The 24048-nt window shown below is 70.8% G+C and carries 22 protein-coding genes; 14 read left to right on the forward strand and 8 right to left on the reverse strand.

Annotated elements, in window-relative coordinates:
- Nucleotides 1-118: 118 nt before the first annotated feature.
- From OG223_RS43490 to OG223_RS43500, 3 genes are all read left to right on the forward strand, one after another.
- A complete protein-coding gene (locus OG223_RS43490) occupies nucleotides 119-883 on the forward strand; it encodes a DeoR/GlpR family DNA-binding transcription regulator (protein ID WP_019058991.1) in 765 nt (254 codons plus the stop codon).
- Complete coding sequence (locus tag OG223_RS43495; RefSeq protein WP_329261494.1) at nucleotides 880-2217, forward strand: 6-phospho-beta-glucosidase; 1338 nt, start codon at nucleotides 880-882, stop codon at nucleotides 2215-2217. The genes OG223_RS43490 and OG223_RS43495 overlap by 4 nt, the downstream gene beginning before the upstream one ends.
- 102 nt (nucleotides 2218-2319) lie before the next feature.
- Nucleotides 2320-5376 carry an alpha-mannosidase gene (locus tag OG223_RS43500; RefSeq protein ID WP_329261498.1) on the forward strand — a complete coding sequence of 1019 codons (3057 nt, stop codon included), beginning with the start codon at nucleotides 2320-2322 and terminating at the stop codon, nucleotides 5374-5376.
- 54 nt (nucleotides 5377-5430) lie between these two features.
- On the opposite strand, the gene OG223_RS43505 is transcribed toward OG223_RS43500, so the two are convergent.
- On the reverse strand, nucleotides 5431-7116 hold the full coding sequence (locus OG223_RS43505) for a carbohydrate binding domain-containing protein (protein WP_329261500.1): 1686 nt from the start codon (nucleotides 7114-7116) through the stop codon (nucleotides 5431-5433).
- Between the two features lie 149 nt (nucleotides 7117-7265).
- Nucleotides 7266-8417 (reverse strand): ATP-grasp domain-containing protein, encoded by a 1152-nt coding sequence (locus tag OG223_RS43510; RefSeq protein WP_329261503.1) that lies wholly within the window; start codon nucleotides 8415-8417, stop codon nucleotides 7266-7268.
- A gap of 340 nt (nucleotides 8418-8757) precedes the next feature.
- Here OG223_RS43510 and OG223_RS43515 point away from each other — a divergent pair, with 340 nt between their 5' ends.
- Both OG223_RS43515 and OG223_RS43520 read left to right on the forward strand, forming a co-directional pair.
- Nucleotides 8758-9666, forward strand: coding sequence for a metallophosphoesterase family protein (locus OG223_RS43515; protein WP_329261506.1), 909 nt, complete (start codon nucleotides 8758-8760; stop codon nucleotides 9664-9666).
- Nucleotides 9614-10294 (forward strand): 4'-phosphopantetheinyl transferase family protein, encoded by a 681-nt coding sequence (locus tag OG223_RS43520; protein WP_329261509.1) that lies wholly within the window; start codon nucleotides 9614-9616, stop codon nucleotides 10292-10294. The genes OG223_RS43515 and OG223_RS43520 overlap by 53 nt, the downstream gene beginning before the upstream one ends.
- Nucleotides 10295-10304: 10 nt before the next feature.
- Here OG223_RS43520 and OG223_RS43525 read toward each other — a convergent pair whose 3' ends face one another.
- The gene (locus OG223_RS43525) at nucleotides 10305-10532 is read right to left on the reverse strand and encodes a hypothetical protein (RefSeq protein WP_329261512.1); all 228 of its coding nucleotides are present in this window, start codon (nucleotides 10530-10532) and stop codon (nucleotides 10305-10307) included.
- A gap of 218 nt (nucleotides 10533-10750) precedes the next feature.
- On the opposite strand from OG223_RS43525, the gene OG223_RS43530 reads away from it, so the two are divergent.
- Nucleotides 10751-11776, forward strand: a complete 1026-nt coding sequence (locus OG223_RS43530) for an alpha/beta fold hydrolase (RefSeq protein ID WP_329261515.1) — start codon at nucleotides 10751-10753, stop codon at nucleotides 11774-11776.
- A 33-nt stretch (nucleotides 11777-11809) separates the two neighbouring features.
- Here the strand turns inward: OG223_RS43530 and OG223_RS43535 are convergent, their stop codons facing one another.
- Together OG223_RS43535 and OG223_RS43540 are read right to left on the reverse strand one after the other, a co-directional pair.
- The gene (locus OG223_RS43535; RefSeq protein WP_329265788.1) at nucleotides 11810-12349 is read right to left on the reverse strand and encodes a toxin-antitoxin system, toxin component; all 540 of its coding nucleotides are present in this window, start codon (nucleotides 12347-12349) and stop codon (nucleotides 11810-11812) included.
- A 32-nt stretch (nucleotides 12350-12381) separates the two neighbouring features.
- Nucleotides 12382-13038 carry a helix-turn-helix domain-containing protein gene (locus tag OG223_RS43540; protein WP_329261517.1) on the reverse strand — a complete coding sequence of 219 codons (657 nt, stop codon included), beginning with the start codon at nucleotides 13036-13038 and terminating at the stop codon, nucleotides 12382-12384.
- Nucleotides 13039-13263: 225 nt separating this feature from the next.
- On the opposite strand from OG223_RS43540, the gene OG223_RS43545 reads away from it, so the two are divergent.
- On the forward strand, nucleotides 13264-13926 hold the full coding sequence (locus OG223_RS43545; protein WP_329261519.1) for an MmyB family transcriptional regulator: 663 nt from the start codon (nucleotides 13264-13266) through the stop codon (nucleotides 13924-13926).
- A 53-nt stretch (nucleotides 13927-13979) separates the two neighbouring features.
- Here OG223_RS43545 and OG223_RS43550 read toward each other — a convergent pair whose 3' ends face one another.
- Nucleotides 13980-14741 (reverse strand): cache domain-containing protein, encoded by a 762-nt coding sequence (locus OG223_RS43550; protein ID WP_329261522.1) that lies wholly within the window; start codon nucleotides 14739-14741, stop codon nucleotides 13980-13982.
- A gap of 39 nt (nucleotides 14742-14780) precedes the next feature.
- Nucleotides 14781-15524: a FadR/GntR family transcriptional regulator gene (locus tag OG223_RS43555; RefSeq protein ID WP_329261525.1), complete on the reverse strand. Its 744-nt coding sequence runs from the start codon at nucleotides 15522-15524 to the stop codon at nucleotides 14781-14783.
- A gap of 113 nt (nucleotides 15525-15637) precedes the next feature.
- On the opposite strand from OG223_RS43555, the gene OG223_RS43560 reads away from it, so the two are divergent.
- From OG223_RS43560 to OG223_RS43575, 4 genes are read left to right on the forward strand one after another with little or no spacing between them, the layout of a single operon-like run.
- Nucleotides 15638-16675, forward strand: coding sequence for an ABC transporter ATP-binding protein (locus OG223_RS43560; protein ID WP_329261528.1), 1038 nt, complete (start codon nucleotides 15638-15640; stop codon nucleotides 16673-16675).
- Between the two features lie 33 nt (nucleotides 16676-16708).
- Nucleotides 16709-17917, forward strand: coding sequence for an ABC transporter substrate-binding protein (locus OG223_RS43565; RefSeq protein ID WP_329261530.1), 1209 nt, complete (start codon nucleotides 16709-16711; stop codon nucleotides 17915-17917).
- 3 nt (nucleotides 17918-17920) lie between these two features.
- Nucleotides 17921-18784 (forward strand): ABC transporter permease, encoded by an 864-nt coding sequence (locus tag OG223_RS43570; protein WP_329261533.1) that lies wholly within the window; start codon nucleotides 17921-17923, stop codon nucleotides 18782-18784.
- 11 nt (nucleotides 18785-18795) lie between these two features.
- Complete coding sequence (locus tag OG223_RS43575) at nucleotides 18796-19611, forward strand: ABC transporter permease (protein ID WP_318020019.1); 816 nt, start codon at nucleotides 18796-18798, stop codon at nucleotides 19609-19611.
- A 50-nt stretch (nucleotides 19612-19661) separates the two neighbouring features.
- Here the strand turns inward: OG223_RS43575 and OG223_RS43580 are convergent, their stop codons facing one another.
- Complete coding sequence (locus tag OG223_RS43580; protein WP_329261536.1) at nucleotides 19662-21119, reverse strand: aminopeptidase P family protein; 1458 nt, start codon at nucleotides 21117-21119, stop codon at nucleotides 19662-19664.
- A 48-nt stretch (nucleotides 21120-21167) separates the two neighbouring features.
- Between OG223_RS43580 and OG223_RS43585 the strand changes: the two genes are divergently transcribed.
- Genes OG223_RS43585 through OG223_RS43595 form a run of 3 tightly spaced genes read left to right on the forward strand, consistent with a single transcriptional unit; the run spans nucleotide 21168 to nucleotide 24047 of the window.
- Nucleotides 21168-22322: an NAD(P)/FAD-dependent oxidoreductase gene (locus tag OG223_RS43585; RefSeq protein WP_329261538.1), complete on the forward strand. Its 1155-nt coding sequence runs from the start codon at nucleotides 21168-21170 to the stop codon at nucleotides 22320-22322.
- Nucleotides 22319-22621 (forward strand): (2Fe-2S)-binding protein, encoded by a 303-nt coding sequence (locus OG223_RS43590; protein ID WP_329261540.1) that lies wholly within the window; start codon nucleotides 22319-22321, stop codon nucleotides 22619-22621. Before OG223_RS43585 ends, OG223_RS43590 begins: the two co-directional genes overlap by 4 nt.
- Nucleotides 22614-24047, forward strand: coding sequence for an FAD-dependent oxidoreductase (locus tag OG223_RS43595; RefSeq protein WP_329261542.1), 1434 nt, complete (start codon nucleotides 22614-22616; stop codon nucleotides 24045-24047). Before OG223_RS43590 ends, OG223_RS43595 begins: the two co-directional genes overlap by 8 nt.
- The last annotated feature ends 1 nt before the right edge of the window (nucleotide 24048 follow it).

Raw genomic sequence — 24048 nt, forward strand, 5'->3', positions numbered from 1 at the left:
AGTTCGTCAAAACTCTTCATTTCGGTGACCGGAATCGTGCGCTGCTCGACGAGATTGGTCAATACCCAAGCAGAACTGAGCATAGAAATGATTGAAGATGACGAGTAGTGTTCGCGGCGTGCTGGCAGAACGACGACATCAACTCATCCTGCGGGCCCTGCGCTCCGGGGGCCCCGCGGCCGTGACCGATCTCTCCGAGCAGTTGGGTGTGAGCCCCGCCACCATCAGGCGTGATCTGCTCAAACTGGAGGAGGACGGACTGCTCACCCGGGTCCACGGCGGTGCCGTGGCCGACGAGGGCGACCAGCCCTTCGCCGAGGTCGCCGAGGTGCGGGTGGCCGAGAAGGACGCGATAGCCGCGCGGGCCGCCGCGATGGTCGCGGACGGTCAGTCGGTCCTCCTCGACATCGGCACCACCGCCTACCGGCTCGCCCGGCAACTGCACGGCCGCCGGCTCACCGTGATCACCAGCAACCTCGTGGTCTACGAGGAGCTGGCCGACGACGAGGGCATCGAACTGGTGCTGCTCGGCGGCATGGTCCGGCGCGAGTACCGCTCCCTGGTGGGCTTCCTCACCGAGGACAATCTGCGCCAACTGCACGCCGACTGGCTCTTCCTCGGCACCAGCGGAGTGCGGCCCGGCGGACAGGTGATGGACACGACGGTCGTCGAGGTGCCGGTCAAACGGGCCATGATCAAGGCCGCCGACAAGGTCGTGCTGCTCGCGGACGCGCAGAAGTTCCCGGGTACGGGGATGGCGAAGGTGTGCGGTCCCGAGGACCTGGACGCGGTGGTGACGAACGCCCCGGTCGACCCGGTGACCCGCTCCTCCCTGGAGGAAGCGGGCGTCGAGGTCGTCGTGGCAGGAAAGGTGAAAGCGTGAAGCTGACGATTCTGGGCGGCGGCGGGTTCCGGGTGCCGCTCGTCTACGGGGCACTCCTGACGGACCGCGGCGAGGGCCGGGTCACCGAAGTGGTGCTGCACGATCTCGACGACAGTCGACTGTATGCGGTCGCCCGTGTACTGGCCGAACAGGCCGCCACCGTGCCCGACGCCCCGACGGTCACCGCCACCACCGACCTCGACGAGGCGCTGCGCGGCGCCGACTTCGTCTTCTCCGCGATCCGCGTCGGCGGCCTGGAGGGACGCGCGAACGACGAGCGGGTCGCGCTCGCCGAGGGCGTCCTCGGCCAGGAGACGGTCGGCGCCGGCGGTATTGCCTATGGTCTACGAACCGTCCCCGTCGCCGTCGACATCGCCCAGCGCGTGGCCCGCCTCGCCCCCGACGCCTGGGTCATCAATTTCACCAACCCGGCCGGCCTGGTCACCGAGGCCATGTCCCGCCACCTCGGCGGCCGCGTCATCGGCATCTGCGACTCACCGGTCGGCCTCGGCCGCCGTATCGCCAAGGTGCTCGGCGCGAACCCGCGCGAGGCCTTCATCGACTACGTCGGCCTCAACCACCTCGGCTGGGTACGCGGCCTGCGCGTCGCCGGCCGTGACGAACTCCCGCGCCTGCTCGCCGACCCGGACCTGCTCGGGTCCTTCGAGGAGGGCAAGCTCTTCGGCACCGACTGGCTGCAGTCGCTGGGCGCCATCCCGAACGAGTACCTGCACTACTACTACTTCAACCGCGAGACCGTCCGCGCCTACAGCGAGGTCGAGCGGACCCGCGGCGCGTTCCTGCGCGACCAGCAGGCCCAGTTCTACGACGAGATGAAGCACCCGGACACCGCCGCGCTGACCGCCTGGGACCGCACCCGCGCCGAGCGCGAGGCGACCTACATGTCCGAGAACCGGGAGACGGCCGGCGCCGGCGAGCGCGACGCCGACGACCTCTCCGGCGGCTACGAGAAGGTCGCCCTCGCCCTGATGCGGGCCATCGCCCGCGACGAACGCACCACCCTGATCCTCAACGTCCGCAACCAGGGCGCGCTGTCCGTCCTCGACGCGGACGCCGTCATCGAGGTGCCGTGCCTGGTCGACGCCAACGGCGCCCACCCCGTCGCGGTCGCCCCGCTGCCCGACCACGCCACCGGCCTGGTCTGCGCGGTCAAGGGCGTCGAGCGCGAGGTTCTCGCGGCGGCCGAGAGCGGCTCCCGTACGACGGCGGTGAAGGCCTTCGCGCTGCACCCGCTGGTCGACTCCGTGAACGTCGCGCGCCGCCTGGTCGAGGGCTATACCGAGGTCCACCCGGGTCTGGCGTACCTTAAGTAGGCACCGCCCCGGTAAGCGCTTTCCCCGAGTTCTCGGCAGCGAGTTCTCAACAGCTCCCCACGTTCTCAGCAGCTCAGCTCCCTGGTTCCCTGGAGACCTCCCATGCACGACGAACGCAGCCGGATCGAGGAGCGCGTCCAGCGCGCCCATGACCAGCGGATCAAGCCCGCGATCTACGCGGCCACCGCTCCCTTCACGGTCGAGGCCTGGCAGGCCCCCGGTGAGCCGGTCTCCTTCGACGAGGCCGCGGCGGCGCCGTACAAGCCGTTCGCGATGGGCACCCCGTGGGGTCCGCCCTGGGGTACCACCTGGTTCCGGATGCGCGGACAGGTGCCCGCGGAGTGGGCCGGGAAGCGCGTCGAGGCCGTCATCGACCTCGGCTTCGTCGGCGACTGGCCCGGCAACCAGGCCGAGGCCCTGGTCCACCTCACGGACGGGACACCGCTGAAGGCGGTCAACCCGCTCAACCAGTACGTGGCGATCGCCAACCCGGCGACCGGCGGCGAGGTCATCGACTACCTGGTCGAGGCCGCCTCCAACCCCGACATCCTCGCCAACAACTTCTCGGAGCCGACACCGCTCGGCGATGTACTGACGGCGGGCGACCGTCCACTGTATACATTCCGCCGCGCCGACCTCGCCGTCCTCGACGAGGCGGTCTTCCACCTCGACCTCGACGTCCAGGTGCTGCGCGAACTGATGCTGGAACTGGGCGAGCACGACCCGCGCCGGCACGAGATCATGCACGCCCTGGACCGGGCCCTGGACCTGCTCGACCTCGACGACGTCTCCGGTACGGCCGCCGACGTCCGGGCCGCGCTCAAGCCCGTGCTGTCCAAGCCCGCCAACGCCAGCGCGCACATCGTCTCCGGTGTCGGGCACGCGCACATCGACTCGGCGTGGCTGTGGCCGATCCGCGAGACCAAGCGCAAGACGTCCCGCACCTTCTCGAACGTGACGTCACTGGCCGACGAGTACGAGGACTTCATCTTCGCGTGCTCGCAGGCCCAGCAGTACGAGTGGGTGCGCGACAACTACCCGCAGGTGTGGGCCCGCATCCAGGAGTCCGTCAAGCGCGGCCAGTGGGCGCCGGTCGGCGGCATGTGGGTCGAGTCCGACGGCAACCTGCCCGGCGGCGAGGCCATCGCCCGCCAACTCGTCCACGGCAAGCGGTTCTTCATCGAGCACTTCGGCGTCGAGACCAAGGGCGTCTGGCTGCCCGACTCCTTCGGCTACAACGCGGCCTACCCGCAGCTCGCCAAGCTCGCCGGCAACGAGTGGTTCCTCACCCAGAAGATCTCCTGGAACCAGACCAACAAGTTCCCCCACCACACCTTCTGGTGGGAGGGCATCGACGGCACCCGCATCTTCACGCACTTCCCGCCGGTCGACACCTACAACGCCCGCTTCAGCGGCGAGGAGATGTCCCGCGCGGTCCGCAACTACCAGGAGAAGGGCAACGCGACCCGCTCCCTGGCCCCCTTCGGCTGGGGCGACGGCGGTGGCGGCCCCACCCGCGAGATCATGGAACGGGCGCGCAGGCTCGCCGACTTGGAGGGCTCGCCCAAGGTCGTCGTCGAGCACCCGGACGAGTTCTTCGCCAAGGCCCGCGCCGAATACCCCGACGCCCCGGTCTGGGTCGGCGAGCTCTACCTCGAACTCCACCGCGCCACCTACACCTCCCAGGCCCGCACCAAGCAGGGCAACCGGCGCAGCGAACACCGGCTGCGCGAGGCCGAGTTGTGGGCCACCACGGCCGCGCTGCACGCACCGGGCTACGCCTACCCGTACGAGAAACTCGACAAGCTGTGGAAGACGGTCCTGCTGCACCAGTTCCACGACATCCTGCCGGGCTCCTCGATCGCCTGGGTGCACCGCGAGGCCGAGGCCGAATACGCCCGCGTGGCAACGGAGTTGGAGGAACTGACGGCGGAGGCCGTGGCCGCGCTGGGCGGCGGCGGAACCCGCGTCTTCAACACCAGCCCCTACGACCGCGCCGAGGTCATCCGCACCGCGACCGGGGTGCCGATGTACGCGACGGTCCCGGCGAACGGCAGCGCCCCGCTGGCCGCCGAGTACGTCCCGCAGGCGGTGACCGTCACCGACCGCGTCCTCGACAACGGCATCGTCCGCGTCGAACTCGCCGACGACGGCACCCTCGCCTCGGTGCGCGACCTGCGCCACGGCGGCCGTGAAGTCCTCGCCGACCAGGGCAACTTGCTGCGCCTGCACACCGACCTCCCGAACTACTGGGACGCCTGGGACGTCGACAAGCACTACAAGAACCGCTTCACCGACCTCCTGGACGCCGACTCCATCACGGTCGTCGAACAGGACCCGCTGCTCGGCGCGATCCGCGTGGAGCGGTCCTTCGGCAAGGGCTCGACGATCGTGCAGACGATCACCGTCCGCGCGGGCAGCGCCCGGATCGACTTCGAGACCGACATCGACTGGCACGAGGCCGAGAAGTTCCTCAAGGCCGGCTTCCCGGTGGACATCCGGGCGGCGCACTCCTCCGCCGAGATCCAGTTCGGCCACATCCAGCGGCCCACGCACACCAACACCAGTTGGGAGGCGGCCCGTTTCGAGGTCTCCGGCCACCGCTGGGTGCACCTCGCCGAGCCCGGCTACGGCGTCGCCGTCATCAACGACTCGACGTACGGCCACGACGTCTCCCGCACGGTCCGCGAGGACGGCGGTACGACGACCACGGTCCGCCTCAGCCTGGTGCGCGCCCCGCGCATCCCGGACCCGGGCGCCGACCAGGGCAGGCACCGCTTCGTGTACTCGCTGCTGCCCGGCGCGAGCATCGACGACGCGGTCGCCGAGGGCTACGCCCTCAACCTCCCGCTGCGGGTGGCCGATTCGGGCGGCGCCCCGGAACCGGTCGTCACCGTCGACGGAGACAGCGTCACCGTCGAGGCGGTCAAGCTCGCCGACGACGAGTCCGGCGATGTCGTGGTCCGGCTCTACGAGTCGAACGGCGGCCGCGCCGAGGGCGTCCTGCGTACGGGCTTCCCCCTCGCGAGCGCCCAGATCACCGATCTGCTGGAGCGTCCGCTGGAGGACGCCACCGTCGACGGCGACTCGGTCGCCGTGGCGCTGCGGCCCTTCCAGATCCTGACGCTCCGTCTGGAACGTTCCGGCGCAGGCGAGTAGACACACCGAGGCGGCCGGCCCACACGGGGGACCGGCCGCCAGGGGTGGGGGTCGTCAGCCGGTGAAACCGGCCGTGATGGACGTGAACTGCCAGGTGTTCTGGCTGATGCCGGAGCAGTTGCTCACCACTCCGCCGCCGGCGCACCCGCGGTCCCGGTTGACCGACCAGAAGGCGAGCCGCGCGATGTGGTGCGAGTTCGACCAGTCACGGATCTGCGTCCAGATGGCGGGAGTTGTGGTCTCCGACTGGTCCGACAGACCGTTCATGCCCGAGATGCCGATGTGCGAGTAGGCCGTCGCGTCGTCCCACCCGAACGTGGACTTCAGCTTGGTCTTCAGGCCCTCGGCCGCGGCGACCGTGTTGCCGTACATGTCGGCGCCGCCGCCGAAGTCGAACGGCATGATGGTGAAGACGTCGATGCCGGCGTTGAGCGACTGCGCCTGCTCGATCAGCCGGTTGCCGTAGTACGTCGGGCCGGTCGTCGAGGTGCCGAAGGTGACGATCGTCCGCAGGCCCGGGTTGTTGGCCTTGACGGTCTTCAGCGCGGTCAGGATCTTCGCCTGGACGGCCTCGTTCTCGAACTCGTCCGTGTTCTCGATGTCCATGTCGATCGCCTTGAGGCCGTAGGCGGTGATCACCTTCTGCAGCGCCCCGGCGAGTGCGCTCGCGGAGGAGCAGTTGGCGCCGAGCTTGCTGCCCTGCCAGCCGCCGAAGGACGGCACGATGTCACCGCCGGCCGCGCGGATCTGGTTGATGGCGGTCTGGTCGACGCCACCGGTCAGTGCCCGGCTGCCGTCCCAACTCGGGTTGCAGCCACCGGAGTCGAGCACGAACGCCATCGTGAACCACTTGATGCCGGTCGCGCTCATCACCGTGGTCGGGCTCGGCGGATCGCCCCAGCCCTCGTAGAGATACGGCGCGGCCTGGGTGAACCCGGTGCCGCCACCGGTGCCGGCGCTCGTCGTGACGCTCACCGCGTTGGAGGCCGCCGAGGTGTTCCCGGCCGCGTCACGCGCCTTCACGGTGAACGTGTAGGCGGTACTGGCCGCGAGCCCGCTGACCGTGCCGCTCGTACCGGAGACGCTGAGCACCTGGTTCGCACCGCTGTAGATGTCGTACGCCGTGACGCCCACGTTGTCCGTCGAGGCGCCCCACGAGAGCGACACGCTGGAGGAGGTCTTGGCCGGGGACGTCAGTCCGGTCGGCGCGGTCGGGGCCTGGGTGTCGCCACCGCCGCCACCGCCGGGACCGTCGAGGCTGATGTCGTCCGCGTAGTAGGTGCCCTGCGCGTACCAGCCGTGGACGTAGATGGTCGCGCTGGTCTGCGAGGCGCCGGTGGTGAAGGAGGTCGTCAACTGGCTGTACGCCGACGGGGACGAAGTCCACGTCGAGGAACCGCCGTTGACCCCGAGGTAGACATAACTGCCGCGCACCCAGCCGCTGAGCGAGTAGACCGTGTTCGGTTGCACGGCCACCGTCTGGGTGCACTGTGCTGTGTCGCTCGAACTCACCGCGCCCGCAAGGGCTTTGGAGCCTCCGTGCACGGGCGAGGAGACGACCGAGCCGAGGTTCCCGGTGCAGGACCAGGGGGAGAGACTGCCCGACTCGAAGCCGGGGTTGGTCAGGACGTTGGCCGCCTCCGCGGTGCCGGGCAGCGCGATGGCCCCGGCCATGGCCAGGGCTGCGGTACCGAGCAGGGCGAGGAGTCGACGTCTGGAACGTCTGAGTGTGTCGCGCACGCGATCTCCCTGAAGGAATGGGGGTGTTCGGGAGTGCAAGAGGGTGCGCAACCAAGTTGGTATGGACCAATCACGGTGTCAAGATGCGGCGCCGTGATTGGTCCAGACCGGTATGAAGTTGTGGTCAGCCGCGAGGGGACCCGCGGACGCTAGGCGCGGGCGGCTGCCCGGCTGCCCGTCTCGGAGGCCTCCGGTGCCGTGTCCACCGCGTCCTGCGCGGGTGCGGGCGCCGCCGGGAGCAGGGGCTCCGACTCCTCCGCGCGCTGGTGCGGGAGCGACACGGGGCGCAGTTGGCGCGGGCCGGACACCACCGCGTAGTCCGCGCCCAGGAACGGCGGCTCGATCGTGCCCGGGTCCTCGCCGAGCGCCAACTGCACTGCCGCCCAAGGGGCGTTGACCCCGCACAGCGACAGTTGGTGCAGTCCGCCCGCGGGCCGGGTGTTGACGTCCATCAGCACGGGCCGGTCGCCGAACATGCGGAACTGGATGTTGGACAGATAGTGCAGCCCGAAGCCCTCCGCGATCCGGCGGGCCGGCTCCAGCCACTGCTCGTGCAGGGTGAAACCGCGACGGCGGCCGTTCTTCGTGCGGCCCACGGCGAGCCGGACCACGTTGTCGGGACCGGTCAGGCAGTCCACCGACACCTCCGGCTCCTCCAGACGCGGCATGACCAGCCAGTCGACCTGCTCGTCGGCCCGCTCCAGCGCCTCGACGACCGTGTCGAGCGGGACGTAGGGGCTCGGGAAGCCGTTGAGGTGCATGAGCGAGAAGGGGGCGCGCGTGACCACGCGGAAGCCCACCCCGCCCGCACCGGACGCCGGCTTGAAGCACGCCTTGTGTCCGGCGGCCTCCAACTCCTCGACGGCCGCGACGAGTTCGGGCGCGGTGCGGACCCGCCACCACGGCGGCACGGGCACGCCGATCGCCTGGACGGCCTCGTACGCGATCACCTTGTCGTGGAAGACGGCGACGGCCTCGGGGGTCGGCGCCAGCAGCGCCGTGCCCACCGCCTCGAAGTCCGCGCGGTGCGCGACGATCTCCGACTGGTGCAGCCGGGGCACGAAGACATCGATGCCGCGGCGGGCGCACTGGTCGAGGGCGAACTCGACGTACGCGGCCGGGGACAGGCCCTCGGGCTCCAGGTCGGCGGTGTCGGCGGCGGCCAGTACGGGGGAGTCCGCGTCGCCGTGCGTGGCATGGATCTCGACGGCCCGGTCGCTGGGATTTCTCCGCAACTGATCCATGAAGAACACGTTCTCCGCGTACGTGCGGTTGAGCCAGACGCGTACGCGAGAGACCATGCAGGGCCGTCCTTTCGGGTTCGCGGGCACGGCGGAGCGAGGCCGTGCCCGGCCAGGGTGTTTGGAGGTACACCAAACCGCCCTCGGCGAAGGGGCGTTCGTGACGGTGGTGTTGGGGCGATCATACGGCTTGCGAAGGGTGCCGCGTGCAACGCCCGTGTTACGGATTTCCCGATGGTGCCCACCCGGCACATGAACTCCCGTCGCCGCACCGTCGCGGCCTCCCTGTCCGGCCTCCGGACCGGCCCGCCGTGACCGCCCCCGTCCGCCCCGCCGTCTTGTCGCGGTGCGGCGGGATGTGATCTCGTGGCCTCATTCGGGTGCGCGGAGGGGGCGAGGGGTGGAGTCGACGGCCGGCGGTGCCGGACATCTGCTGGCCATCAGCGACCTGCACATCGGGTACGCCGAGAACCGCGCCCTGGTCCAGGACATGCGGCCCGTCACGGACGAGGACTGGCTGATCGTGGCCGGTGACATCGCCGAGACCGTGGCCGACATCCGCTGGGTCCTCGAACTCCTCGCCGGCCGCTTCCGCAAGGTCCTCTGGGCCCCCGGCAACCACGAACTGTGGACCCACCCCAAGGACCCCGTCACCCTGCGCGGAGTCGCCCGCTACGACCATCTCGTGGCCCTGTGCCGGGAGTTGGGCGTCCTCACGCCCGAGGACCCCTACCCGGTCTGGGAGGGCCCCGGCGGCCCGGTGGCCGTCGCCCCGCTCTTCCTGCTCTACGACTACTCGTTCCTCCCGGCCGGCTGCGCCACCAAGGACGAGGGACTGACGTACGCGCACGGCACCGGCATCGTCTGCAACGACGAGTTCCTGCTGCACCCCGACCCCTACCCCAGCCGCGAGGCCTGGTGCCGGGCCCGCGTCGCCGCGACCGAACGCCGGCTCACCGAGATCCCCGACACCCTGCCCACGGTCCTGATCAACCACTACCCCCTGGACCGGCACCCCACGGAAGTCCTCTGGTACCCCGAGTTCGCCATGTGGTGCGGCACCGCGCTGACCGCCGACTGGCACCGCAGATTCCGCGTGGACACCATGGTCTACGGCCATCTCCACATCCCGCGGACCACCTATCACGAGGGGGTCCGCTTCGAAGAGGTGTCCGTGGGATACCCCCGCGAGTGGCAGAAGCGCCCGGGACCCCCGGGCCGACTGCGCCGCATCCTGCCGATGGAGGTCGGAACCGGTGATCGAGGAACTGCTTCCGGACTCCGTGGTGAGCGTGGAGACACACGGTGACGAGGGGCTGAAGGACGCCCCGCTGTACCCCGAGGAAGAGGCCCGCGTGGCCCGCGCGGTGCCCAAGCGCCGGCACGAGTTCGCCGCCGTACGGGCCTGTGCGCGGCGCGCCATGGAGAAGCTCGGCGTGCCCCCGCAGCCGATCCTGCCCGGCGCCCACGGCGCGCCCACCTGGCCCGCCGGTGTCATCGGCAGCATGACCCACTGCGACGGCTACCGCGCCGCCGCACTGGCCCGCGCCAGCGATCTCGCCTCGCTCGGCATCGACGCCGAACCCCACGCCCCGCTCCCGGACGGCGTCCTCACCGCCGTCGCCCTGCCCGCCGAACAGGAACGCCTGGCGCGCCTTACGGCCCAGCGGCCCGCGGTGCACTGGGACCGGCTCCTGTTCAGCGCCAAGGAGTCCGTCTACAAGGCGTGGTTCCCCCTCACGGGCAAGTGGCTGGACTTCTCGGAGGCCGACATCGAGGTCTTCACGGACCCCGGCGAGGAAGCACGCGGCACGCTCCGCGCCCGCCTCCTCGTCCCCGGTCCGGTGGTCGACGGTGAACGCCTCGACGTCTTCGAGGGCCGCTGGACCGTCGGGCGCGGACTGGTCGCCACGGCGGTCACGGTCCCGCATCCCTGAACCCACCCCCTCACCCTTCCGGGCACCAGCTCTCCAGCAGCCCGAAGAACGCCTCCTCGTTGCCCGCGAGCCCGGCGTCCGTCAGCGCCCGGTCCGCCTCGGCCAGCACCGAGGGCGGGACCAGGACCGGCAAAGGGGCGCCCGGTGGGCCGTCGAAGGCTGCTCTGACCGTGTGCAGCAGCCGTAGATAGGCCTGGACGGCGGCGCGCTCGCGGTCGGTCATCACTGCGGTCTGCATAGGACGGCTCTCCCCTGGTCGGCGTCATGCGCCCCCGCACGGCGGTGGCACGACTCCAGCTTGCCGCGTGCCACTGACAATCCCGTTGCGGCGGCCGCCGGTTCGCCCGCTTAGCGGAGGCGAAACCTCACCGAAATCCCCGGTGGGACAGCGGCCCTACGCTGGAAGGAAGGGCTTTCGGCCGCTGGTGGGCGGTCAGGTGAACGGGAGGCGAGTGCGTGGCGGATGTCCCGGCACGGCGCCCGGCGCGCGCCGCACGACTGCGCTCGGTGGGTGCCGGCGAACTCGAGCTGCAGTACCGCGTCGTGCACGGATACCGCCGTGCCTTCCGGATGGCCGGCGAGGGCCCGGCCCTGGTCCTCATCCACGGCATCGGCGACTCCTCCGCCACCTGGACCGACCTGATCCCCGACCTCGCCCGCACCCACACGGTGATCGCCCCCGACCTCCTCGGCCACGGCGCCTCCGACAAACCGCGCGCCGACTACTCCGTCGCCGCCTACGCCAACGGCGTGCGCGATCTGCTCACCACGCTCGGCATCGAGTCCGCGACCCTGCTCGGGCACTCGCTGGGCGGGGGAGTGGCGATGCAGTTCGCCTACCAGTTCCCCGAGCGCACCGAACGCCTCGTCCTGGTCAGCGCGGGCGGCGTGGGCCGCGAGGTCAATCCGGTGCTACGGCTCGTCTCGCTCCCCGGATCCCATCTCGCCCTGTCCGCACTGCGGTTGCCCGGCATGCGCCTCCAAGTCGGTCTCACCGTCGGGCTGTTGCGGCTCCTCGACACCGACCTCGGCCAGGACGCCCCCGAACTCCTCACCCTCGTCGACGCGTTGCCGGACGAGACCGCCCGCAACGCCTTCATCCGCACCCTGCGCGCGGTCGTCGACTGGCGCGGGCAGGTGGTGACCATGCTGGACCGCTGCTATCTGACCGAGGGCATGCCGACCATGCTGCTGTGGGGCGACCGGGACAGCGTGGTGCCGGTCCGGCACGCGTACGGCGCCCACGAGGCGATGCCGGGCAGCCGGCTGGAGATCTTCGAGGGCGCGGGACACTTCCCGTTCCACACCGACCCGGCCCGATTCCTCACCCTGGTCGAGGAGTTCACCGCCACCACCTCTCCGGCTCACTGGAGCCGCGAGCACTGGCGCGACCTCCTGTGCGAGGGCCGCCCCGGCGTCACCGCCCAGAGTGGAGCGAGGGAACGGGACCTGCGGGAGGCGAGCGAACGGAGCGCCACTTAGACGGGCTCCTCCCGGGTGACGAGCCGTCAATTCCTAGCCGCGTGGCCCCGGATACCCCAGCGACGCCTCGATCCGCCCCGCGAGATGGTCGTGCCGCGCGGGCCCGCGGAGCGCCGAACCGGCAAGCCATGTACGGCACTTGCTGGCGAGCAGCAGACCGAAGCTCTCGGCCTCCCGCTCGTCGGCGCGCTCGAACCGGCTGCGGGCGGCCACCTTGAGGACGGTGGCCCGCAGTGCCGCCTCGTCGACGGTGTCACCAAGGAGCCGGGCGGCGACCGAGGCGCCCTCCGGATGGGGGCCGCAGTGGCCGGCCTTCATGTGCCACAGCTCGTGGCCCAGGATCACCAACTGGTGGTCGGGCGCGGTGCGTTCCTCGATCACGACGAGATCCTGGTCGGCCATGTCGAGCCACAACCCGCTCGCGGTGCAGGCCGGGAAGGCGGCCGTACGGAACTGGACCGGGCGGCCCCGGCGGCGGCTCATCGCGTCGCACAGCGCGCCGTACAGGTCGTGGGGGCGTGCGGGTGCGCCGAGGCTCAGCTCGGCGACCAACTCACCGCACAGGCGGCGCATCTGCCTGCCGATGCCCACAGTCCTCCCCGGGATCACGACTCGGGCCGCTTCACGCTCTCCAGGAGCATGTCCAGCCACTCGGCGACCTTGTCGCGGTGCTGGTCGGTGGGCAACTGCGCGGCCCGCCAGGCGATCTGGCGCACTCCGTGGTCCTGGAGCAGCCGCTCCAGCGGGTCCTCGGCGGCCTCGGCCGCCGCCCGCTCGCGGTCGGCGAGCTTCTGCAACAGCTCCTGCTCGGTGCGCTGGAGCGCGCCCGCGAGGGCTTCGGGGTCCTCGGCCGTGAGGAATCCGGCGTGCACGCGGAAGAAGCGCTGGAGGGCGTCGCAGTGCTCCATGGTGGGACGCCGGTCGCCGTTGATGAGCGCGCCCGCCTGCTGGCGGGACATGCCCGCGCCGTCGGCGATCTCCTGCTGGGTGTACTTGCGCCCGTTGGGCTTGAGTCTCGTACGGCGCAGCAGACCGAGGCGTTGCAGGAACCGGGCCTGCACATCCGGCTCGCCCGCGGGACGGCCGCTCAGCAGGGCCCTGACCACGGGCTCCGGGACACCGCAGGCGACGGACAGTCTGCCGATGTGGACGACCTCGGACTGCGGCACGTCGAGCCGTTCGGCGAGCGCGGTGACGCGGTCGACGACGGCGGGCAGCAGGGCGGTCGCCGTCGTGCCCGGTACCTCGAAGCCATCCGACACCGACAGATCTCCTCAACGTCTCTCACAGGCTTCTCACAAACGGTGGCCGTGAACATCCCGGAGGGTAGCGGTTGGTTCGAACTCGCATCCAGGTCTCGCCACAACTGTGGCCAATTTCAGCCGTCAACAAGCATGAAATGCCACGATAGTTGACACGGCTCGCGTCGGGGCACCAGGATCAAGGCGCCGCGAGAAGGCCGCATAGGCAAGAGGGGTGACCTCCCGATGGCATATCAGGCAGGTGGGCAGCGGTCCGCGCCGCGGCCCGTCCCCGAGAGTCCCGAGGCCCAGGCGTATCTGCTGGACTACGCCACGCTGTTGGAGGCCGTCACCTTCCCCTCCGTCGTCATGGACCACCGCTGGGACGTGGTGTTGACCAACGGCGCCTTCAAGTCACTTTTCCGGGCGATCGGCCCGCACCCGACGGCGATGCCGGGCGACAACTTCCTTCGCTTCGTGCTCTTCCACCCCGACGCGAGCACCGTTCTCGGTCAGCACGAGTCGAGTTGGTGCCTGCCGATGCTGGCCCACTTCGCCGCCGCCGTGGAGAGCCACGGACACGACCACGGCCTGCAGGCGATCCGCCGTGACATCGCCCAGGACCCCATCATGGAGGCCGCCTACCGGCAGGGCCTGCCGCACTGGATCCGCGCGGTCGGCGCGGAGGCCGTCGAGCACGACGGCGCGGTCCGCCCGGTACTGCACCCCGACCCGCGCTGGGGCGCCACCGACTGCCGGCTCGTCGGCGAGACCCCCAAGACCCTGGAGAACATGGGCTACACGCGGCTGACGCTGGTCCTGCGCGAGGCCCGCCGCACCCCGTCGGCCAAGGTCCGCAGGCCGGGACGCGGCGCCGGACACCTGAGGGTGGTCCCCGCGGCCGAGTGAGGGCCGACCCGGTCCGGAACGCCCCAACGCCCGGCCCAGTCGGTCGAGTTCGGTCAACGCTCCGCGACGACCAGCACCAACGGCACTCCGTCGCACGGCACCAGCCGCGCTCCCCGCGCATACCCCGCCCGGCCCGCCGCGAGCGCCTCGGCGAAGTCCGGTCCCTTGCTGAGCGAACCGACCAGGTGCCGGGGGTCGGTGGACGCGGCGACCCGGCCGCGCGCGTTCACCAGCCGTGCCGGGCCCGGCAGTTGGTGCAGCATCGGCATCACGGCCGCCTCGAAGTGCCGTAGGTACACGTCCGCCGCGGCCACCCCGGCGAACCGCCCCTCCATCAGGACCGGCGCGGACAGGGTGAGGCTGTACTCGTCCGAGCAGAGGTAGTCGACGTACGGCCCGGCGACCGCCCGCTCCCCGGTGTCGCGGGGCAGCGCGAACCAGTCCCAGTGCGTGTAGTCCGCGTACGCCGAGTGCTCGGGATCGAGGTCGAGCAGCAGCGGCCGGATGCCTCCGTCGGCCGTGGTCTGCCACCACTCCAGCCAGGCCGGTACGTCGCTCAGCAGCCCCGGCGCGGCGACGAAACCTACGCCGGACACCAACTCGTGCCGGGCGAGCCGGAGATGGAGGCCCGGACGGAGTGCGGCGAGGTCGACGGTCGCCGGGCGGCGGCCCCGCGCGGCCACCTTGGCGAGCAGTGCCGTGGTGTCGGCGCGGGTGGCCGCCACGGCGTCGAACACGGACTCCAGAGCCGAGCGGACCCCGGCCGCGACCGACTGCTCGGGTGCCGTGGCCGGCGTTGCCGTCGCGAGGCTCATGCGTGCCCTCCAGCAGACGGGGAGCGGACGCGATGACGGTTACAGGGCCAGCCGCTCGGCGATGAGCCGCGCCGTCGACTCCTGCACGCACCGCTCGGCCAACTCCCTGGCCGAATCGTGGGCCCCATCTTGCACGGCCGAGATTACGGAGCGGTGACGGGCTGCGGCTTCTTCACGATATTCGTCGCTCGCGAGCACGAGACACAGCAGCGCGCCGACCTCGGTCTGCAACGCGACCTGCTCGCGGGTGAGCCGGGCGGACTGCGCGGCGGCGGCGAGCTCGACGTGGAAGCGGCCATACATCCGGCCGCGCGCCGCCGCGTCCGCGGCCTGCGTCAACTCCTTGGCCGTACGCCGTAGTTGGACGAGATCCTCGGGCTCGGTGCGCTGTGCGGCGAGCCGGGCCGCGGTGCCCGACAGGGCCGCCCAGTGGTCGCCGAGGTCGCGCAGTTCCTCGGTGCTCCAGTTGCGCAGCCGGACCTTCAGCCGCTCCTCGCCGGGGACCTCGGGCAGTGACACGAAGCTGCCGCCGCCGCGCCCCCGGCGGGTGGTGACGAGGCCCTGCTGGCGCAGCGCCATCAGCGCCTCCCGCAGGGTCACCGTGGACACACCGAGCTGCCCGGCGAGCTCGCTCTCGCCCGGCAGTTGCTCACCGTCGGAGAGCAGTCCGAGTTCGATGGCGTCCCCGAGCCTGCTGACGACGGCGTCCACCCGCGCCCGGTTGTCGACCGGGGCGAAGACGGCTTTCCGGGCGCCGCCGTTGATGTGCTGCTGCTGGTTCACGGTCACCACCTTGCACGTTGACTCAAGCTTTACCTTAAGGGGGTCTTGAGATTTGAACTATGAATTCATATGTTTACGTGCAACGTTACAGAGCACCAGAAAGGTTCCCGCCCATGGAGGGGATTGCGATCCGGCTGCGGGATCTGCGGAAATCGTTCGGGGAGACCACCGCCGTGGCCGGCGTCGACCTGGAGATCAGGGACGGCGAGTTCTTCTCGATGCTCGGTCCGTCCGGCTCGGGCAAGACGACCGTGCTGCGCATGATCGCCGGCTTCGAGAGCCCCACCGGGGGCACCGTCGAACTCGCCGGCCAGGACGTCACCGGCCTCGCCCCCTTCGAACGGGACGTCCACACCGTCTTCCAGGACTACGCCCTCTTCCCGCACATGACGGTCGAGCAGAACGTCGCCTACGGCCTCAAGGTCCGCAAGGTCCCCAAGGCCGAACGGCTCGTCCGCGCCCGAAAAGCCCTCGCAGAGGTACGACTTGAGAGCTACGGCACCCGCCGCCCCGGCCAGCTCTCCGGCGGCCAGCGGCAACGCGTCGCCCTCGCCCGCGCCCTCGTCGGCCGCCCCCGCGTGCTGCTCCTCGACGAACCGCTCGGCGCCCTCGACCTGAAACTGCGCGAGCAGATGCAGGTCGAACTCAAGGCGCTGCAGCGGGAGGTGGGCATCACCTTCGTCTTCGTCACCCACGACCAGGAGGAAGCCCTGACGATGAGCGACCGCATCGCCGTCTTCGACCAGGGCCGCATCGAACAGGTCGGCACCCCCGCCGAGGTCTACGAACGCCCCGCGACCCCGTTCGTCGCGTCCTTCGTCGGCACCTCCAACCTGCTGGCGGGCGAGTCCGCCCAGCGGGTCGTCGGCACCCCGGGCACCTACAGCATCCGGCCCGAGAAGATCCGCGTCCTCAAGGACTCCGCCCCGGCGGACGACCCGGACCACGAGAGCGCAGCAGGAACCGTCGCCGAGGTCGTCTACCTCGGGGACTCCACCCGCTTCCTCGTCGACCTCGACGCCGGCGGCCGCCTCACCGCACTCCAGCAGAACCTGGAGACCTCCGCCGAGGACGTCGCCGCCTACCGCGGCAGCCGGGTGCGACTGCAATGGCACCGGCGCCACACGGTGCACGTGCCCGACCCCCGCTGACCCCGACCCCGCTCCTCCCACGTCCCTTCACGTATGGAGAACGTCGTGCGCCTCACCCCAACCCTCAAGGCCGTGGCCGCCGTGGCCACGCTCGTGCTGGCCGCCACCGCCTGCGGCTCCTCCGACAGCGGTTCGTCGGGCGGCGGCCTCAACCCCCCTGATCTCAAAGCCCAGTCGAAGCTCGGCAAGAGCGAGGGCGAGGTCAACCTGATCGCCTGGGCCGGCTATGTCGAGGACGGCTCCAACGACCCCAAGGTGAACTGGGTCAGCGACTTCGAGAAGCAGACGGGCTGCCAGGTCAACTCCAAGGTCGCCGCCAGCTCCGACGAGATGGTCAAGCTGATGAAGACCGGTGAGTACGACGCGGTCTCCGCCTCCGGCGACGCCTCCCTGCGCCTCATAGCCTCCGGCGACGCCGCCCCCGTCAACACCGGCCTCGTCGCCAACTACAAGGACATCTTCCCGGACTTGAAGCTCCAGGCCTGGAACTCCGTCAAGGGCAAGGCCTACGGCATCCCGCACGGCCGCGGCGCCAACCTCCTGATGTACAACACCCAGAAGGTCACGCCCGCCCCGACCTCCTGGGCCGCGGTCTTCGACGACGCCTCGACGTACAAGGGCCATGTCACCGCGTACGACTCGCCGATCTACATCGCCGACGCGGCCCTCTATCTCAAGGCCACCAAGCCCGAGCTGAAGATCAAGGACCCCTACGCGCTCGACCAGAAGCAATTCGACGCCGCCGTAGCCCTGTTGAAGAAGCAGAACGCGGACATCGGCGAGTACTGGAGCGACTACCTCAAGGAGATCTCCGCCTTCAAGAGCGGTGACTCCGTCGTCGGCACCACCTGGCAGGTCATCGCCAACCTCACCGCCGACGAGGGCGCCAAGATCAAGGCCTTCGTGCCCAAGGAGGGTTCGACCGGCTGGTCCGACACCTGGATGATCTCCGCCAAGGCCAAGCACCCCAACTGCGCCTACCAGTGGCTCAATTGGATCGTCTCGCCGAAGGTCAACGCCCAGGTCGCCGAGTACTTCGGCGAGGCCCCCGCCAACGCGAAGGCCTGCGAGGAGACCAGCGACAAGAACTTCTGCACCACTTACCATGCCGCCGACACCGCGTACTGGAAGAACATCGCCTTCTGGAACACACCCATCGAGCAGTGCCTCGACGGCCGCACCGACGTCAAGTGCGTGCCGTACGCCAAGTGGGTACAGGCCTGGACCGAGATCAAGGGCTGACACATGTCCTTGCTGAACCGGACCGCGGGGGCGCTCCACCGGCGCCCCCGGCTGCGGCTCTCCCTGCTGCTCACCGCCCCGCTGCTGTGGCTCGCCGTGCTCTATCTCGGCTCGCTGAGCGTGCTGTTCGTCTCCGCGTTCTGGACGACGGACTCCTTCACCTCCGAGGTGGTGAAGGTCTGGTCGACCGACAACTTCCACGAGCTGTTCACGGTGCCCGTGTACCGGCAGGTCATCCTGCGCAGCATCGGTGTCGCGCTCGCCGTCACGGTCCTGTGCGCGGTGATCGCGTTCCCGCTCGCCTTCTACACGGCCCGGGTCGCCAAACCGACGTGGCGCCCGCTGCTTGTGGTCGCCATCCTCACTCCGTTGTGGGCCAGTTACCTCGTCAAGGTGTACGCGTGGCGGCTCATCCTGTCCCAAGGCGGCCTGGCCGACTGGATGTTGAAGCCGTTCGGGCTCAGCGGCCCGGGGTTCGGACTCCCCGCCACCGTCCTCACCCTGACGTACCTCTGGCTGCCCTACATGATCCTGCCGATCCACACCGCGCTGGAGCAGTTGCCCGCCAACCTTCTTGACGCGTCGGCGGACTTGGGCGCGCGCGCCGGGCGGACCTTCCGGTCGGTCGTGCTGCCGATGGTGCTGCCGTCCGTCGCCGCCGGGTCGGTCTTCACCTTCTCGCTCAGCCTCGGCGACTACATCACCGTGCAGATCGTCGGCGGCAAGACCCAGCTCATCGGCAACCTCGTCTACTCCAACATCGAACTCAACCTGCCCATGGCCGCCGCCCTCGGCACCGTCCCGGTCGTCGTCATCGTGGTGTACCTGCTCGCGATGCGCCGCACGGGCGCGTTGAGCAGTCTGTAGAGGAGCCTGTCGTGCAACTCTCCCGTTCCGCGCGCATCGCCCTGCGTGTGGCCGCCGGGTTCGGCTTCGCGGTGATCTACGTCCCGCTCCTGCTCGTCCTCGTCAACTCCCTCAACCCGGACCGCAGCGCGAGCTGGCCGCCGTCCACCCTGACCCTGCACTGGTGGTCCGTCGCCTGGCAGAACTCGGGCGCCCGCGCGGCCCTCTGGGTCTCCGTGAAGGCCGGACTCGGCGCCACCGCCATTGCCCTGGTGCTCGGCACCCTGATCGCCTTCGCGGTCGCCCGGTACCGCTTCTTCGGCCGCGACGCCATCTCCTTCGTCGTCGTCCTGCCGATCGCGCTGCCCGGCATCGTCACGGGCATCGCCCTCAACTCGGCGTTCAGCACGGTACTTGAGCCGCTCGGCGTGGGGCTCGGCCTGTTCACGGTGATCGTCGGACACGCCACGTTCTGCATCGTCGTCGTCTTCAACAACGTCGTCGCCCGGCTCCGGCGCACCTCCGGGTCGTACGAGGAGGCCGCGATGGACCTGGGCGCAGACACCTTCCGCGCCTTCGTCGACGTCACCTTCCCGCTGGTGCGCTCGGCGCTCCTCGCGGGCGGACTGCTCGCGTTCGCGCTGTCCTTCGACGAGATCGTGGTGACCACGTTCACCGCCGGGCCCGGCATCGAGACGCTCCCGATCTGGATCTTCAACAATATGACCCGGCCCCAACAGGCGCCCGTGGTCAACGTGGTGGCGGCGGTGCTCGTCCTGCTCTCCGTCCTCCCGATCTACGTCGCACAACGGCTGTCCGCCGACACGGCCACCGCCAGCCGCGTCTGACGACCTGTCACCCCGACGCGCGGGGTGGCAGGTCGCCCCACTCGCTCCGCTCAGCCCGCGAACTCCCGCATCCACGCCTCGACTTCGTCGGCCGAGCGCGGCAGCCCCGCCGACAGGTTCTCGTAACCGTCCGCCGTCACCAGCAGATCGTCCTCGATCCGGACGCCGATGCCCCGCCACTCCTCCGGGACCGTCAGATCGTCGGGCTGGAAGTACAGGCCCGGCTCGACGGTGAGCACCATGCCCGGTTCGAGGACCCCGTCCACGTACTCCTCGCTCCGCGCCTCGGCGCAGTCGTGGACGTCGAGCCCGAGCATGTGCCCCGTCCCCGCCATCGTGAACCGCCGCTGGAGCGCCAGCTCGTAGGCCCGCTCGGCCGGCCCCTCGATGAAGCCCCACTCCACCAGCCGCCCGGCCAGGGCCCGTTGGGCCGCCTCGTGGAAGTCCCGGTAGTGCGCACCCGGCTTCACCGCCGCCATGCCGGCCTCCTGGGCCTCGAACACCGCGTCGTAGACCTCGCGTTGGACCGGGCTGAACGTGCCGTTGATCGGGAGGGTGCGGGTGACGTCGGCGGTGTAGAGGCTGTGCGTCTCCACGCCCGCGTCCAGCAGCAGGAGTTCACCGGGGCGGACCGGGCCGTCGTTGTCGGTCCAGTGCATGATCGTGGCGTGCTCACCGGCGGCGCAGATCGAGCCGTAGCCGACGTGGTTGCCCTCGACGCGGGCCCGGCGGAAGAACGTGCCCTCGATCCAGCGCTCCGAGGTGGCGACCGCCTGCGACAACTCCCGTACGACATCGGTGAATCCGCGCACCGTGGAGTCGACGGCCCGGCGCATCTCGCCGATCTCCCACGCGTCCTTGACGAGCCGCAGTCCGGAGACGGCCGCCTCGAACACGTCGTCCCGTTCCGCGTCGGTGTCGAGCGCCGCGTCCAGCGCCGGGTCGATGCCACGGACGATGCGGGTGGGGGTCCCGGAGGTCTTCGCCAGGTCCTCGGCGATCGTCCGGATGTCCCGGCAGGGCAGGCCGAGCACCAACGCCGACTCGGTCAGTGTGCGGCGGCGGCCCATCCACAACTCGGCGGTGTAGCCCGTCCAGAACTCGTCGCTGTCCCGGCTGTCGCGGGGGAGCTGGTAGCAGTGCGCGTCGTGGCCGCCGTCGGGGCGGGGCTCCAGGACCAGGGCGCCGTCGCGTGCCTGGTCGCCGGTCAGATGCACATAGCCGGAGTACGGGCGGAACGGGTGGTGGCTGTCGTTGGACCGGATCAAGAGTTTCCCGGACGGCACGACCAGGCGCTCGCCCGGGAAGAGCGCGGACAGCGCGGCACGGCGGCGGGCCGCGTGCGGGGCCTGCTCGGTCGGCTCCAGGTCCGTGCGCTCGGTGTCGGCCCAGCCGGTGCGCATCAGGGCGGACAGCTCGTCGGAGATTCCTCGGTAGAGACCGTTCTTTCGGCCCTTGGCCACGTCGGGCACCTCTTCCGTGTGCGGTGATTCCGGGTGTGCTGACATGCGCGTCGCACCATACCCAGCCAGAGAGACATGTGACATAGTACTGCTGTGAGCAAGCGACTGACCTGCGATGTCGTGGTCGTCGGAGCCGGAACGGTGGGCGCGGCCTGCGCCCTCTACGCGGCCCGGGCGGGCCTCGACGTCGTCATCGTGGACCGCGGCCCGGTCGCGGGCGGCACGACCGGAGCCGGCGAGGGCAACCTGCTCGTCTCCGACAAGGAGCCGGGCCCGGAACTCGACCTGGCCCTCCTCTCCGGCCGCCTGTGGGCGCAACTCGCGGAAGAATTCGGAGAGTTCGTCGAGTACGAGGCGAAGGGCGGCCTCGTCGTGGCCTCCACGCCCGACGGGCTCGCCGCACTGGAGCGCTTCGCCGAGGAGCAGCGCACCGCCGGAGTCGTCGCCGAGCCGGTCACCAAAGACGCCCTGTACGACCTCGAACCCCACCTCGCCCCCGGCCTCCCCGGCGGCGTGCACTACCCGCAGGACTGCCAGGTGATGCCCGCCCTGGCCGCCGCCCACCTCGTGCGGGCCTCGGGCGCCCGCCTGCTCATCGGCCGTACGGTGACGGACGTCCTCCTCAAGACGGACGGCACCGTCGACGGCGTCCGCACGGGCCGGGGCGACATCCTCGCCCCCACGGTCGTCAACGCCGCCGGCACCTGGGGCGGCGAACTCGCCGCCCTCGCCGGAGTCACCCTCCCTGTCCTCCCGCGCCGCGGCTTCGTCCTCGTCACCGAACCGCTGCCGCGCCTGGTCCGCCACAAGGTGTACGCCGCCGATTACGTGGCCGACGTGGCCAGCGACTCGGCCGCCCTGCAGACCTCACCGGTCGTCGAGGGCACGGCCGCTGGACCGGTCCTGATCGGCGCGAGCCGCGAACGCGTCGGCTTCGACCGGACGTTCTCGCTGCCGGTCGTACGGGCGCTGGCGGCGGGCGCGACGAAGCTCTTCCCGTTCCTGTCCGACGTCCGCGCGATGCGCTCCTACCTCGGCTTCCGCCCGTACCTGCCGGACCACCTGCCCGCCATCGGCCCCGACCCCCGCGTCCCCGGCCTCGTCCACGCCTGCGGGCACGAGGGCGCGGGCATCGGACTCGCCACCGGCACAGGGCACTTGATCGCCCAACTGCTGGACGGCCGGACCCCGGACCTCGACCCCGCCCCCTTCCGGCCCGACCGCTTCCCCGAGGAGGAGGACGCATGAGCTCCCCGCTGGACCTCGCCGAGGCCCACCCGGGCCCTGCCTTCACGGTCACCCTCGACGGCCGCGAGATCGAGGCGCTCCCCGGCCAGACCGTCGCCGCCGCACTCTGGGCGGCAGGCGTGACGTCCTGGCGCACCACCCGCGGCGAGGGCCGTCCGCGCGGCGTCTTCTGCGGGATCGGCATCTGCTACGACTGCCTCGTCACCGTCAACGCACGCCCGAACCAACGGGCCTGCCTGGTGCCATTGCACCCGGGGGACGCCATCCGTACGCAGGAGGGGACGGGCCACGATGACTGACCGACCGCACCTCGCCGTGATCGGCGCGGGCCCGGCGGGACTCGCCGCCACCGTCGCCGCCGCGGCACACGGCGTCCGCGTCACCCTGATCGACTCGGCGGCGCGGGCGGGCGGCCAGTTCTACCGGCAGACCGCCGCCGCACTGCACGCCGGACGCCCGCAGGCCCTGCACCACCAGTGGCGGACGTGGGAGCGGCTGCGGGACGGCCTCGAAGCGCATGTGCGGGCAGACCGCACGGTCCACTTGACGGACCATCATGTCTGGCTTGTGGACCGGCAGTTGAACCACTTCACCGTGCACGCCCTCCTCGGTCCCGAACAGGAGACTCCGGTCGAGGTGCGCGCCGATGCCGTCCTCCTCGCCACCGGTGGCTACGAGAAGGTCCTCCCGTTCCCCGGCTGGACCCTCCCCGGAGTCCTCACCGCGGGCGGCGCCCAGGCCATGCTCAAGGGCACCCTCGCCGTCTCCGGACGCACCGCCGTGGTCGCCGGCACCGGCCCGCTCCTCCTTCCCGTGGCAACAGGCCTCGCGGAAGCCGGTGTCGACGTGGCCGCACTGGTCGAGTCCGCCGACCCCAAGGCGTTCCTGCGACGGACCCGCGCGCTCGCCGCGCAGCCCGGCAAGGTGGTCGAGGGCGCCCAGTACGCGGCCCAACTCCTGCGTCACCGCGTCAAGTTGCTCACCCGGCACACCGTCGTCGAGGCGCACGGCGACGAGCGGCTTGAGGCGGTGACGGTCGCCGCGCTCGACACCGACGGGCGCGTCAGGCCCGGCACCGGACGCCGTATCGCCTGCGACACCCTCGCCGTCGGCCACGGCATGCTCCCGCACACGGACCTCGCCGAGACCCTCGGCTGCCGGCTCGACGGACTCGACGTTCAGGTCGACGACGAGCAGCGCACCGACGTCCCCGGCGTCTGGGCGGCCGGCGAGACCACCGGCATCGGCGGCGCGGCCCTCTCCCTCGCCGAGGGCCACATCGCGGGACGCTCCGCCGCCGCACGCCTGCACGGCACCGAACCCGACCCGCGCACCTGGGCGACGGCCGCCAAGTCCCGTACGCGACTGGGGGAGTTCTTCGCCGCCCTCGACACCGTGTACGCGCCGCCCGCCCGTTGGGCCGACCTCGTCACCGACGACACCGTCGTCTGCCGCTGCGAGGAAGTCACCGGGGGAGCGATCCGCGAGGCCGTGGACGGGCTCGGCGCCGGTGACGTACGCACCGTGAAGCTGCTGACGCGGGCCGGGATGGGCTGGTGCCAGGGGCGGATGTGCGAGCCCGCGGTCGCGGGGCTCGCCGGGTGTGAACTCACCGCGTCCCGGCGGCCGTTCGCGCGGCCCGTGCCGCTGGGAGTGCTGGCCCGCGCCGGAGAAGCCGAGTCCGAAGCCGAGTCCGAAGCCGAAGCCGAAGCCGAGTCCGACTGAC

This window comes from Streptomyces sp. NBC_01478, assembly GCF_036227225.1.
GTDB lineage: Bacteria > Actinomycetota > Actinomycetes > Streptomycetales > Streptomycetaceae > Streptomyces.

Coding starts and splice junctions, on each gene's coding strand:
- OG223_RS43500 (WP_329261498.1), top strand. CDS start 2,320: ATGCACGACGAACGCAGCCGGATCGAGGAGCGCGTCCAGCGCGCCCAT.
- OG223_RS43510 (WP_329261503.1), bottom strand. CDS start 8,417: ATGGTCTCTCGCGTACGCGTCTGGCTCAACCGCACGTACGCGGAGAAC.
- OG223_RS43525 (WP_329261512.1), bottom strand. CDS start 10,532: ATGCAGACCGCAGTGATGACCGACCGCGAGCGCGCCGCCGTCCAGGCC.
- OG223_RS43535 (WP_329265788.1), bottom strand. CDS start 12,349: ATGCGCCGCCTGTGCGGTGAGTTGGTCGCCGAGCTGAGCCTCGGCGCA.
- OG223_RS43545 (WP_329261519.1), top strand. CDS start 13,264: ATGGCATATCAGGCAGGTGGGCAGCGGTCCGCGCCGCGGCCCGTCCCC.
- OG223_RS43550 (WP_329261522.1), bottom strand. CDS start 14,741: ATGAGCCTCGCGACGGCAACGCCGGCCACGGCACCCGAGCAGTCGGTC.
- OG223_RS43560 (WP_329261528.1), top strand. CDS start 15,638: ATGGAGGGGATTGCGATCCGGCTGCGGGATCTGCGGAAATCGTTCGGG.
- OG223_RS43565 (WP_329261530.1), top strand. CDS start 16,709: ATGGAGAACGTCGTGCGCCTCACCCCAACCCTCAAGGCCGTGGCCGCC.
- OG223_RS43570 (WP_329261533.1), top strand. CDS start 17,921: ATGTCCTTGCTGAACCGGACCGCGGGGGCGCTCCACCGGCGCCCCCGG.
- OG223_RS43580 (WP_329261536.1), bottom strand. CDS start 21,119: ATGTCAGCACACCCGGAATCACCGCACACGGAAGAGGTGCCCGACGTG.
- OG223_RS43590 (WP_329261540.1), top strand. CDS start 22,319: ATGAGCTCCCCGCTGGACCTCGCCGAGGCCCACCCGGGCCCTGCCTTC.
- OG223_RS43595 (WP_329261542.1), top strand. CDS start 22,614: ATGACTGACCGACCGCACCTCGCCGTGATCGGCGCGGGCCCGGCGGGA.